At 69.8% G+C, this 13,002-nt stretch carries 9 protein-coding genes; 8 read left to right on the forward strand and 1 reads right to left on the reverse strand.

Annotation, left to right across the window (positions count from 1 at the left end; translation table 11 throughout):
- Positions 1–49 precede the first annotated feature (49 nt).
- The gene (locus ACQP0N_RS08815; RefSeq protein ID WP_433119019.1) at positions 50–751 is read right to left on the reverse strand and encodes an IclR family transcriptional regulator; all 702 of its coding nucleotides are present in this window, start codon (positions 749–751) and stop codon (positions 50–52) included.
- Between the two features lie 359 nt (positions 752–1,110).
- On the opposite strand from ACQP0N_RS08815, the gene ACQP0N_RS08820 reads away from it, so the two are divergent.
- The 8 genes from ACQP0N_RS08820 to dgoD are packed head-to-tail and all read left to right on the forward strand — an operon-like array spanning position 1,111 to position 12,993.
- Entirely contained in the window at positions 1,111–4,296 is a 3,186-nt protein-coding gene (locus tag ACQP0N_RS08820; RefSeq protein WP_433119022.1) for a sugar-binding protein, read from the forward strand.
- Entirely contained in the window at positions 4,293–5,189 is an 897-nt protein-coding gene (locus tag ACQP0N_RS08825; RefSeq protein ID WP_433119024.1) for an NAD-dependent epimerase/dehydratase family protein, read from the forward strand. Before ACQP0N_RS08820 ends, ACQP0N_RS08825 begins: the two co-directional genes overlap by 4 nt.
- Complete coding sequence (locus tag ACQP0N_RS08830; RefSeq protein WP_433119026.1) at positions 5,186–6,496, forward strand: ABC transporter substrate-binding protein; 1,311 nt, start codon at positions 5,186–5,188, stop codon at positions 6,494–6,496. The genes ACQP0N_RS08825 and ACQP0N_RS08830 overlap by 4 nt, the downstream gene beginning before the upstream one ends.
- Positions 6,497–6,502: 6 nt before the next feature.
- Positions 6,503–7,450 (forward strand): carbohydrate ABC transporter permease, encoded by a 948-nt coding sequence (locus tag ACQP0N_RS08835; RefSeq protein ID WP_433119028.1) that lies wholly within the window; start codon positions 6,503–6,505, stop codon positions 7,448–7,450.
- On the forward strand, positions 7,447–8,286 hold the full coding sequence (locus ACQP0N_RS08840; RefSeq protein WP_433119030.1) for a carbohydrate ABC transporter permease: 840 nt from the start codon (positions 7,447–7,449) through the stop codon (positions 8,284–8,286). The genes ACQP0N_RS08835 and ACQP0N_RS08840 overlap by 4 nt, the downstream gene beginning before the upstream one ends.
- 21 nt (positions 8,287–8,307) lie before the next feature.
- Entirely contained in the window at positions 8,308–10,530 is a 2,223-nt protein-coding gene (locus tag ACQP0N_RS08845) for an FAD-dependent oxidoreductase (protein ID WP_433119032.1), read from the forward strand.
- 55 nt (positions 10,531–10,585) lie between these two features.
- A complete protein-coding gene (locus tag ACQP0N_RS08850; RefSeq protein WP_433119034.1) occupies positions 10,586–11,851 on the forward strand; it encodes an enolase C-terminal domain-like protein in 1,266 nt (421 codons plus the stop codon).
- Complete coding sequence (gene dgoD / locus ACQP0N_RS08855) at positions 11,848–12,993, forward strand: galactonate dehydratase (RefSeq protein ID WP_433119036.1); 1,146 nt, start codon at positions 11,848–11,850, stop codon at positions 12,991–12,993. The genes ACQP0N_RS08850 and dgoD overlap by 4 nt, the downstream gene beginning before the upstream one ends.
- Positions 12,994–13,002: the final 9 nt, after the last annotated feature.

The following is a 13,002-nucleotide window of genomic DNA, read 5'->3' on the forward strand; positions in this document are numbered from 1 at the left end:
TGGCCCGTTACCGGATCTCCGGTAACGGGCGTCTTGTTTCTGCTGCGCCTCAGCCCTTCTTGTCTATCTTCTCCGCGGCGTGGCGGAGTGCGCTGACGAGCTCAGGCAGGTGCGCGTCGGGAAACCGGCCGGACATGCCGATCGCGGCGTACGGGGCCGAGCCGACGGTGACGGCGACGGTGCGTTCGGTCTTGCCGGAGCGCAGGGCGAAACCGGCTTCGCGGATCTCCGCGAGGTCGGCGAGCACCTGATCGACCGGGATCTCGTTCGCGCTGGTTGCCCACATGGCGCGGACGTTCTCGTCGTCCTGGGAGGCCAGCAGGGCCATTCCGAGCCCGGACCGGGCGACCGGGAACAGGCCGATCCGGCCTAGGGCCGTGCTGGTGTCCATGCCCGGGTCGGCGTGGTACAGGTACGACATCTGGTCGCGCCAGAGCACGCCCATGGCCACGGTGTGACCGTGGACGTGCAGCTCGCCGAGCGGCCCGAGCGCGCGGCGGATCAGGCCCGATCCGAAGAGGCTCTGCGCGGCCAGGGCATGGATTCCCGGGCCGGGACGATAGCGACGCCGCTCGTCCTGTTCGATCAGCCGGATGTGCGCGAGGGTCTTGAGCAGCCGGTTCGCGCGTGAGGGCTCCAGTCCGAGCCGTCGTGCGACCTCGCGTGAGCCGAGGGCCTCAGCGGAGCTGGCCAGCAACTGCAGGCAGTCGAGCCCATCCTGGAGCGATTTGTTCGGCTGAGACGGCAGCATGTTGCATTTATAGCATCACTCCGAGCGCGGACGCTACGGGATCGTGTCGCGTAAGTTTCGATGGAGTGTCTTGACGGTGCTATTACTGCACCATTACGCTCGCCGCACTTGACCAACGATCCCGCCTGGTCGCCGCAGTCGACCCTGCTAGAGCAGGCGCGATGAGTGCTGCCCGGGTCGGTTTCTCACATCACGGGGTGGGTCCCGGCGGCTTGCCGCCATGGACGGAAAGGCGCCACATGCTGCGAACCGTGGCGGGCCGGTCGGCTCGCCACGCGCCCACGTCACGGGACGTCGATGCGCCAACGCGCGGACCGTGGCTGAGCCGAGAGGTGACGAACTTGATACGACCCTCGAACGTGCGCCGCCACAGGTGGCGGACGCACGTCGCGGCCGGACTGGCCGTTCTCATCGGTCTGCCCATGATCGGCGTCGCGCCTCCAGCGTTCGCCGACGCCGCCGCGGCCTCCGCGGTGCTTTCGGCTCCTCCACAGTGGAACGGCATGGCCGGCAATCCCGGCGACGCCTCCGGCCAGATCTCCGCGGCGGCCACCGAGCGGGGCGGCCGTCCCTGCTGGACCACCACGCAGACGCCGATCGCCAACGACTTCCTCTACTTCCGGGTCGACGCCGCCCGACAGCCGGCCACCACCGGGTACGCGTTCGTCAAGGTCAGCTACTTCGACGCCGGCCCCGGACACTTCACGATCCAGTACGACGGCACGGGGCAGAACCGAGCCGGCGACGCCGTCCCGCTGACCGGCGGGAACGTCTGGCGTTCCTACGTCTTCCAGTTGGCCGACGCCGAGTTCAAGGGCGATCTGCCGTCCGGCGCCGACTTCCGCGTCGCCTCCTGGGACAGCCGGCTCGGCCGGTCGGCCACCGATCTGTGCGTCTCCGACGTCTCGGTCAGCTTCAGCACCGCCGAGGCGGTGCGCATCACCGCGACGAACCTGGTCTTCAGCGGATCCGAGCCGCGGACCATCCCGGTGACCTCCAGCGCGGCCAGCGTGAGCTGGTCGGTTGCCGACGAGCAGGGGGTGCCGGCGGCCAGCGGCACGGCCGCGGTGTCCGGTGGCACGGCGACGGTCAACCTCGCCGCGGTCAAGCCCGGCTATTACACCCTCGGCGTCACGGCCGAGGTGGGTGGACTCCCGGTCACCAAGTACACGCCGGTGGCGCTGCTGGACGCGCTTCCCGCCGACGCCCGCAGACCCGGGGCGCCGTGGGGAGTCGGGACCCACTTCTCCCAGAGCGACCCGCCCAGTCTCATTCCCACGATGGCGAAGGTCGGTTACACCCACGTCCGCGACGCCCTGTCCTGGCAGCACGTGGAGAAGACCGCCGGCACCTACACCATGCCCACCTACGGCGCCCCGTTCCTCAACGGGCTGGCCGCCAACGGCATGGAGCCGCTGCTGGTCGCGGCGTTCGCCAATCCGCTCTACGACGGCGGTAAGACGCCGAGCACGCCGGAGGGCCACGCCGCCTTCGCCGCCTACGCCTCGGCGATGCTCACCCTCTCCGGTACCAACAAGATCGAGGTGTACAACGAGTTCGACGGGGGCTTCAACAACGGCCTGTGCGGTCGTACCCCGCAGTGCTACCTGCCGCTGTTGCAGGCGACCTACGCCAAGGTCAAGGCCGACCACCCGCAGGCCGAGGTCGTCGCGCCGGCCGGCGGCGGACCCGCGTGGTGGGAGGAGCTGTTCCAGATCGGCGGGCTGCGGTACATGGACCGCTTCAGCGCGCACCTCTACGGATTCCCGGCCCCGCCGGAGGTCCGCGGCGTGACCCTGATCCCGACGTTCAAAGACCTGATCCGCCGCTACAACAACGGTCGTGACATGCCGATCGACATCACCGAGAACGGATACCCGACCCATACCAGCGGTGGCGTCACCGAACTGCAGCAGGGCGACTACCTGGTCCGCACGGCGAGCCTGGCCGTGGCCAACGGGGCCAGCCGCTACTACTGGTACGACTTCCTCAACGACGGCACGACCGCGTCGAACCAGGAGTACAACTTCGGCGTGATGCGCCGTCCCGGATACCTCGGGATGAACGCCTACGCCCCGAAGCCGGCGCTGGTCACGCAGTCGGTGCTGATCCGCCAGCTCGCCGGTCTTGATTTCCGTGCCGCCGACAACCTGGGCTCGGGTGTCTACTCGTACGAGTTCGCCGGCGGGGCCGGCAAGACGCCGGTCCGGGTGATGTGGGCGACCACACCGACGCAGGTGGAGCTGAGCACCACCACCCCCGTCACGGTCACCAACGCCTACGGCCGGTCGAACACCCTGGAACCCCTACAGGGCAAGGTGACGCTGGACCTGACCGAGCACCCGGTCTTCACCAGGGGCAAGCCGACGGCCCTCGCGGTGAGCAACCCGAAGGTCTACTCCGTCTCGGTTCCGGACACGGTCGCGGTCGGCGACGACATCCCGGTGACGCTGAAGGTGGACCGGACCCACGGTGGTGGAGGCACGTGGACCAACTTCCAGATCGAGGACAGCACCTACGCGGTGTACGCGCCGGCCGGGCAGGTGGGGACGAAGACCGTCACCGTTCCCGGCAGTACGGTGAAGGGCCCGCGAACGGTACACGTGCGGGCCGGGTCCGGCGGATCGGCGTCGATGGTGCTGCGCGACGACGCGATGATCACCGATCCGGTCGTGGCGACCGTCGATCCGATCGTGACGTCGGTCGGGCCGCTCGGTGGGTCGCTGCGGGTGAAGATCACCAACAACAAGTCGGCGACGGCCCTGGACGTCGCACAGATCGCGTGGACGGTGGGGACGCAGAGCGGCACGGTGACCGGCGTCGCCCCGGTACCGCCGAACTCCGTCACCTCGGTCGACATACCGGTCGCGGGGATCGTCCCGTGGAAGTCGTACGACATGTCGGTGCGCGTCGACACGACACAGTTGGGCGCGTTCCGGGCCGGTGGGACCGTCGGCTTCAACCCGATCGAGGCCGACGGACAGAACACGGTCGTACCCGTGAATCTGGCGGCCGACGGCGCGGTCGACTACCGGCGGGTTCCCTACGGCGGCACGTCGGACCTGTCGGGCACGGTCAAGCTCACCCGCACCGCGGACGCCCTGTGGTTGACGGCCGACGTGACCGACAACGTCCACGCCCAGACGAAGACGGCCGGCAGCATGTGGGACGGCGACTCCATCCAACTGGCGGTCAGCCCCGACCTTCCGGGGCGGTCGACCGCCCGCGTCGAGATCGGCGCGGCGCTGCTGGGCACCGGTCCGGCCGTGTACACCTTCACGCCGCCGGCCGGCGGAGTGGCCGGGGCGACGCCCGGCGCGACGGCGGCGATCGTCCGGAACGGGACCACCACCTCCTACCGAGTGTCGGTGCCCTGGTCCGCACTCGGGCTCAGCGGTCCGCCCACCGCACCGGTCGCCCTGTCCTTCGTGGTCAACGATGACGACGACGGCATCGGCCGGGCCGGCTGGATCCAGTGGGGCGGCGGCATCGTCCTGGCCAAGAACACCGCGGAGTTCCGGCCGGTGCAGGTGATGGCGCCATGAGCGGGCCCCGGCGGGTCCTGGTCACCGGTGCGGCCGGACGGTTGGGCCGAGCGGCCCTGACGCTGTTCGCCGACCGACTCATCCCCACCACCGGTCTCGACCTGCACGACCCGGGCGACACCCGGGCGGGCCGGATGGTGACCGGATCCGCCGGGGACCCGATCGTGGTACGCGACGCCCTCGCGGAGGTCGACGCCGTCTTCCACTGCGCGGCCATCCCCGCGCCCACCCTGGGCACACCGCACGAGGTGTTCACCACCAACACCCAGGCGACGTTCACCGTGCTGGAGGAGGCGGCTCAGCGGGGCGTCCGCCGGGCCGTCATCGCCAGCAGCCTGTCGGTGACCGGTCTGCCCTGGTCGCCGCACCCGCAGACACCGGCCTACCTGCCCCTCGACGAGGATCTGCCGTTGCAGGTGGCCGACCCGTACGCGCTGTCGAAGCAGACCGACGAGGCGATCGGCGCCATGATGGCCCGCCGGCACGGGATGACCGTCGTCGCGCTGCGCCTGCCGCTGCTCGGCGGTCCCGGCGACCAGTTCGAGAAGTACGCCCGCAACTACGTCGAACACCCGTCGTGGGGGGCCAAGGAACTGTGGGCGTACCTGGACACCCGCGACGCCGCCCGCGCCGGCCTGCTGGCCCTCACCGCCCCCGTGACGGGATTCCACGCGGTGTTCGTCGCCGCGCCGGACACCCTGAGCGCCACCGATACGGAGGCGCTGCTTGACGAACACCTACCGGGGGTGCCCCGGCGGACGCGATCGACCGGCCGGAGCGTCGCCATCGACACCGGTCGGGCCACGCGGCTGCTCGGCTTCACCCCCGAGCACCTCTATCCACTGTCCCCACCCGGGCAGCCACCATCTTCAGATCAGGAAGTGACGCCATGACACGTACGATCAGCCGCCGGCGCCTGCTCGCGGGCGCGGCCGGACTGGGGTCCGCCGCCCTCCTCGCGGCCTGCGGCAAGGACGAGTCCGGTGACGCCGGCACGGTGACCCTCAACGTCTGGGGCGGAGTGCCTGCGGAGAACGGCCCCGACGCCCTGTTCGCCGCGTTCACCGCGAAGCACCCGAACATCAAGGTCAAGTACACCCGTTTCGTCAACGACGACCAGGGCAACCTCAAGCTCGACACCGCGCTGCAGGGCGGTCTCGACATCGACGTGGTCGTGTCGTACGCGCGCTCGGCCCTGGCCAAGCGCGTCGAGGCGGGTCTGCTCACCGACCTCACCGACCAGCTCGCCGGTGACCCGGTGTTGAAGGCCTTCGCCCCCGGTGCGAATCCGGCCAGCAACTACTTCTTCGACGGCAAGGCGTACTCCGCCCCGGCCAGCCGCAGCGTGGAGACGGTGCTGGCGAACAAGAGCCTGCTCGACAAGGCCGGCGTCACCGTCCCGACGGACTGGACGACCGCGGACTTCCGCGCGATCGCGAAACAGTTGTCCGGCAACGGCGTGTACGGGTGTCTCATCCCGCCGGACCTTGCCCGCCAGCAGCTCGGGCCGGACTTCACCTACAAGGCCGGCGGCCGCGAGTCCAACTTCGACCACCCGGCGTTCCGGCAGAACTTCCAACTCCGGCTGGACATGATGGCCGAAAAGTCCGCCGTGCCGATGACCGAGATCGTCGCCCAGAAGTGGGACGCGTTCGCCCAGACTCCGTTCCTCACGGGGAAGGTCGCGATGTGGATCTCCCAGCCGTTCGTCATGCGCTACATCAAGGACACCAAGGAGTATCCGCACGACTTCAAGACCGTCCTGCTGCCGATGCCGGCGCCGCAGAAGGGCGCGCAGTTCTGGAACACCGGTGCCTACGGCGACAACGTGGCCATCACCAAGAAGTCCAAGCACCAGGACGCCGCCTTCACGCTCCTGCGGTTCTGGCTCGGCGAAGGCGCGGCACACATGGTGCCCGGCGGCCGGCTCCCGTCGCTGCCCGGGGGCGACACCGCCAAACTGGCCGCCGATCTGGGCGGACCCGACGCCGCGAAGCTGTTCGACGAGCAGTCGCTGGTCACCAACCTGCTGACCTCGGACGCGCGGATTCCCGTGGACGCCATCCAGACGGCGCACGCGGAGATCTCCACGATCATGAACGGGCTCAACCAGCGGGTCCTGCTCGGGAACATCAGCATCGACCAGTGGGCCCGGACCGCCAGGGAACAGTGCGACGCCGCCATCAAGAAGGCGGCCTAGAGACACATGCAGACTCTGGTTGGGTCGGCCCGGTCACCGGTACCGCCCGTCGTACGGGAGAAGAAGCGCCGGCCCGCCGGGGTCCGTTCCTGGTTGCCGTGGGTGTTCATCGCCCCCAATCTCATCGGACTGATCGCCTTCACCCTCGGTCCGATGCTGGCCGGGCTGGGCATCGCGTTCACCCGCTGGAACGTGCTGTCCGGCCTGGGCGGGATCGAGTGGGTGGGCCTGGACAACTTCACCGAGCTGTTCGCCGACCCCAAGTTCTGGAAGGCCCTGGGCCGCACGGTGTTCTTCGCCGGCCTCGGCGTTCCGCTGTCGATCGCGTTCGGCCTGCTGCTCGCGCTGGCCCTCAACCGACCGCTGGTCGGCCGGGCCGCGCTGCGGGTCGTGTTCTTCGTACCCAGCATGGTCAACACGGTCGCCATCGGTATGGTCTGGCTGCTCGTGCTCAACCCCAGCGCCGGGCTGCTCAACCAGGCCCTGCGGTTCCTGGGTCTGTCCGAGCCGCCGACCTGGCTGGTGTCCGAGGACTGGGCTCTGCCGGCGCTCGTGCTCATCCAGGTGTGGGCCGGCATGGGCTACCAGGCGGTGATCTACCTGGCCGCTCTCCAGGAACTGCCCCAGGACCTGCACGAGGCGGCGATGATCGACGGCGCCGGCGCGTGGCGCCGGTTCCGCACCATCACGTGGCCGAGCCTCATGCCGACCACCGTCTTCCTGGCGATCACGTCGTTCATCGGCACGTCACAGGGGTTCGGGTTGATCGCCTTCCTGACCGGCGGCGGCCCGGGGGAGTCCACCACCGTGCTCGCCTACTACATGTACCAGTCCGGATTCCAGGCCTACAAGTTCGGCTACGCCGCGGCGATCGGCGTCGTCACGTTCGCCGCGGTGCTGCTGCTGACGCTGGTGCTGTGGCGGTTCCAGAAGGGACGAGGGCTCTACACATGACCCGCAGCCGTACTGACCGGACCCTGCGCACCTGGTTGCTGAGCGTCGTCATGTGGGCGATCGCCGTGCTCTTCGCCCTCCCGCTGCTGTGGATGATCTCGGCTTCGCTCAAACGCAACATCGACGTGTTCACGCTTCCGGTGACGTGGATTCCCGACCCGGTTCGGTGGGTCAACTACGCGGACGTGTGGGCCGGCGACCCACCCCTGCTGCGCTACTTCGCCAACTCCCTGATCGTGGCGACCGTCGCCGTCGCCGGCGAGCTGTTCACGTCCTCCCTGGCCGGGTACGCCTTTGCCCGCATGCGGTTCAAGGGTCGCGACCGCCTCTTCCTGCTCTACATCGCGACCTCGATCGTGCCGACCCAGTTGCTGCTCGTGCCCCGGTTCATGTTCTTCCAGGCCGTCGGCCTGTACGACACCCTGTGGGCGCTGATCCTGCCGAGCATGTTCACCGTCTTCGGCACCTTCCTGATGCGCCAGCACTTCTCCGTCGTACCCGGGGAACTGGCCGAGGCCGCGCGCATCGACGGTGCCGGCGAGTGGTCGATCTACTGGCGTATCTACCTGCCGATGGCGAAGCCCGTCCTCGCCGCACTGGCGATTCTCGGCTTCGTCTGGTCGTGGAACAGCTACGAGACGCCGCTGATCATGCTCTCCACCGACGAGAACTACACGCTCCCCGTCGGCCTGACCCGTTTCGTCGACGGCGACGGCGGCCTCGCCGGTGGCCTGTCGATGGCCGCGGCCACCTCCTCGGTCGTACCGATGATCATCGTGTTCCTCGTGTTCCAGCGCCAGTTCCTGTCCGCACTGAGCCGCACGGGGCTCAAGTGACACCGACGGAGGCTCATCACCATGCGTGTTGAACACGCCGGACACGACATCACCGTGGTGGGCGGTGGTCTGGCGGGTGTGTGCGCGGCCATCGCCGCCGCCCGCCTCGGCCGGACGGTCGCGCTGATCAACAACCGGCCGGTGCTGGGCGGCAACTCCAGCAGCGAGGTGCGGGTCTGGGTGGTGGGCGCCACGAGCCACGGCGACAACCATTACGCCCGCGAAGGCGGGATCATGGGTGAGCTGTTCGTGGAGAACCAGTACCGCAACCCGCAGGGCAACCCGTACGTGTGGGACACGGTCGTGCTCGACGCCGTGCGGGCGGAACCGAACATCTCCCTGTACCTCAACACCGACGTCCGTGACGTCGACGCGGACGGGCCGCCCGAGGCGCGGCAGATCCACTCCGTCACCGGATGGATGATGGGCTCGGAACGGCTCATCCACTTCTCGTCGCCGATCTTCCTCGACTGCACCGGCGACGGACTGGTCGGACACCTGGCCGGCGCCGAGTACCGCATCGGCCGCGAGGCCAGCGGCCAGTACGGCGAACCCTGGGCGCCCGACGAGGCCGACGACATCACCCTCGGCAGCACCCTGCTCTTCTACACCAAGGACGCCGGTGAGCCGGTCACCTACGTGCCGCCGTCGTTCGCCAAGGACATCACGCAGACCAGCATCCCGCAGCGACGCATCATCCGGGCCGGTGACAACGGCACCGCGTACTGGTGGATCGAGTACGGCGGGGAGCTGGACACCGTCCACGACAACGACGTCATCCGGGACGAACTGTGGTCGGTCATCTACGGCATCTGGGACCACATCAAGAACTCGGGCCGGTTCGACGCGGACACGATGACCCTGGAATGGGTCGGGGCCGTCCCCGGCAAGCGGGAGTACCGCAGGTTCATCGGCGACTACGTGCTGACCCAGAACGACATCATGGGCCAGCGGGAGTTCCCCGACCAGATCGCCTTCGGCGGTTGGTCCATCGACATGCATCCCCCGCAGGGCATGTACGCGACGGAGGCCGCCTCCAAACACCTGCATCCGGACGGCGTCTACCCCATCCCCTACCGCTGCCTGTACTCGGTGAACACCACGAACCTGCTGTTCGCCGGACGCAACGTCTCGGCCAGCCACATCGCGTTCGGGTCGACCCGGGTGATGGCCACCTGCGCGACGCTGGGCCAGGCGGCGGGAACCGCCGCCGCCCTGTGTCTCGACGCAAAGGTGGCCCCACGTGAACTCGACGCGGGTCACCTCCAGCAGACCCTGTTGCGCTCCGACGCGTCGCTCATCGGCGTGGCCGCGGCCGACCCCACCGATCAGGCCCGCACGGCGGTGGTGACGGCGTCCTCGACGCTGGACGGGATCGAGGTGACCGGACCGGGTGCCCAGTGGCCGCTGACCGCCGACGCCGGCATCGTGCTGCCGGTCGATCCCGCCCTGGCGGGGCCGGAACTCCTCGTCGACGCGGCCGAGGCCACGACGCTCGTGGTGGATCTCTACGACCCCGGCCGCGGACAGAACTACGTACCGGGAACGCTGATCGACACCGTGGAGGTCCCGGTCGGAGCGGGCGGGCGGCAATGGGTCCGCGTCCCGCTGGCGTGGACGCCGCCCACCGCGCGCAACGCCTTCCTGCGGGTACGGGCCAACCCCCCCGTGACCCTGCACGTCGCGGACACGACCGTCCCCGGCGTCCTGTCCCTGTCGCACGTACCGCCGAAGACGGACCGGGACGAGCGGCAGCCGGTGCTCGAGTGGAAGAGCACGCCCCTGCGCCGCCGGACCTTCTGCCTGCGCACCGGTCCGACGGCGGCCTACTCCGCCGACAAGGTGGTCGACGGGTACCTGCGCCCCTTCGCGGGACCGCACCTGTGGATGTCGCGGCCCCTCGCCACGCACGGCGAGCCGTGGTTGCAGCTGACCTGGGCGGAGCCGGTGACGGTGAGCCGGGTCGAGGTCATCGCCAACGACGACGTCAACGAGGACCTGATCAACCTGCCCCACCACCGGATGCCGTTCACGCTCATGCCGACGCTCGTGCGCGACTACCGGATCGAGGCCCGCGCCGCCGGGACCGGTTGGCAGCCGCTCGTGTCGGTGGCCGACAACCGGCAGCGGCGCCGCACGCACAGTCTCGCGGCCCCGATCGTGACCGACCGGATCAGGGTCGTCGTCACCGCCACCAACGGCACCGGTTCGGCCCAGCTGATCGCCGTGCGGGCCTACGCCTGACGGTCCGCCGTCGCAGTCCATCCACGCAACGATCCTCGAACAGGAGACCACGTCCGTGCCCCTCAATCCCATGCCGGAGACGCAGGCACCCTGGCCCGGCCGAGACCGGCTACGCATCACCGGCGTCCGGTCGATCGTCACCGCCCCGGAGGGCGTGCCGCTCGTCGTCGTCCGGGTCGACACCAACGATCCCGGGCTGTACGGGCTCGGATGCGCGACGTTCACCCAGCGGTTCCACGCGGTCGCCGCCACCGTCGACCGTCATGTCGCGCCGCTGCTCGTCGGCCGCCATCCGGCCGACATCGAGGACATCTTCCGAATGGTCCACTTCTCGTCGTACTGGCGCAGCGGTCCGGTCACCAACAACGCCCTGTCCGGCGTCGACCAGGCGCTGTGGGACATCGCCGGCAAACGGGCCGGCATGCCGGTCTACGAGTTGCTCGGCGGGCGGGTCCGCGCGGCGGCCGACACGTACCTGCACGCCGGCGGGGCCACCGTCGACGCCACCCTGGAGCAGGCCCGCGCCCTGCTCGACCGGGGCTACCGGCACGTCCGGCTCCAGGTCGGCAGCCCCGGTGTCGGCACCTACGGCGCTCCGGCCACGCCCGGCGAGTACCCCGGAACGCCGCATCCCGGCGGGTGGGACGTGCACCGCTACCTGCGCGACACACCGGACCTGTTCGCGCAGGCCCGCGCGGCCCTCGGGCCCGAGCCGCACCTGATGCACGACGTCCACTCCCGGCTGACCGTCAAGCAGGCTGTCGGACTTGCCCGCCAGCTCGAGGAGTACCGGTTGTTCTTCCTGGAGGATCCGATCGCGCCGGAGTTCTACGACCGGCTGGGCGAGGTCCGCGCGGCCGCGCCCATGCCCATCGCCGTCGGGGAACAGGTGGCGTCGGTGGCCGACGCGGCCCGGCTCGTGACGGGTGGCGGCGTCGATCTGCTGCGCCTGCACATCTCCTCGATCGGCGGCCTGAGCCCGGCGCGCAAACTCGTCGCCCTGTGCGAGCTCCACGGTGTCGGCACCGCCTGGCACGCGCCGGCCGACGTGTCCCCGATCGGCGCGGCGGCGAACGTCGCGCTCGACGTGACCAGCGCGGCGTTCGTCGTTCAGGAGGGCCACGAGTACGCACCCGACGTCCACGCGGTGTTCCCGGGCACGCTCGCACCCCGCAACGGTTTCCTCTATCCGTCGGACGCGCCCGGCTGGGGCATCGACCTCGACGAGGCGGAGGCGGCCAAGTACCCGCCCGTGGAGCACCTCCACGAACGGTGGTCGGCCCAGGTTCGGCACCTCGACGGCGGGATCGTGGCGCCGTGAAGATCGACCGTCTGGAGACCTTTCTCGTCGCGCCCCGCTGGCTCTTTCTGAAGATCACCACCGATGACGGTGTCGTCGGCTGGGGCGAACCGGTCGTGGAAGGCCGCGCCGAGACCGTCCAGGCCGCCATCGGTGAGCTGTCTGACCTGCTCATCGGCAGCGATCCGATGCGCATCGAAGACCATTGGCAGGTCCTCACCCGCGGTGGCTTCTACCGCGGCGGCCCCGTACTCTCCAGCGCCGTCGCCGGCATCGACCAGGCGCTGTGGGACATCGCCGGAAAGGTCCGCGGGGCGCCGGTCCACGAACTGCTCGGCGGGCCGGTACGCGACCGCGTGCGGATGTACGGCTGGGCGTACGGCGAGACCGCCGAGCAGGTCGCCGAGAACGCCGCGGCGGCGATCGCGACCGGATACACCGCCGTCAAGATCGCACCGCCGGGCGCGATGGCGTTCCTGGACACACCGGCGGGCCTGAGATCGGTCGTCGATCTCCTGGCCAAGGTCCGCGACGCGATCGGCCCCGACCACGACGTGGCGATCGACCTGCACGGCCGGGCCTCGATCGCCGCCAGCCGTCGCCTCCTGCCGCTGCTGGAGCCGTACGTGCCGCTGTTCGTCGAGGAACCGCTGCGGCCGGAGTACTCCAGCGACATCGCCCGGATCGTCACGGCGACCGCCCTGCCGATCGCCACCGGTGAGCGGCTCTACACGCGGCGCGAGTTCCGGGACGTCCTGGACGCCGGCGTGGCCGTCGTCCAACCCGACCTCTCGCACGCCGGAGGCATCTCCGAGGTCCGGCGCATCGCGGCGGTCGCCGAGATGTACGACGCCGTCCTGGCACCGCACTGCCCGCTCGGCCCCATCGCCCTGGCCGCATGCCTGCAGATCGACCTGGCCATTCCCAACTTCCTCATCCAGGAACAGGCCCTGGGCATCCACTACAACAACGGCCAGGACGGCCTGAACTATCTCGTCGACGCCGACGTCCTGCGGTTGCGTGACGGGCACGTGGAGCGTCTCGGCGCACCCGGCCTCGGCATCGAGGTCGACGAGAAGGCGGTGCGCGCGGCGGCGGAACGTGGCCACCGCTTCCGTTCCCCCGTCTGGCGCGGCCCGGACGGCGCGTTCACCGAGTGGTGACGACCCATT

This window comes from Micromonospora sp. CA-246542, from assembly GCF_050942905.1.
Classification (GTDB): Bacteria; Actinomycetota; Actinomycetes; order Mycobacteriales; family Micromonosporaceae; genus Micromonospora.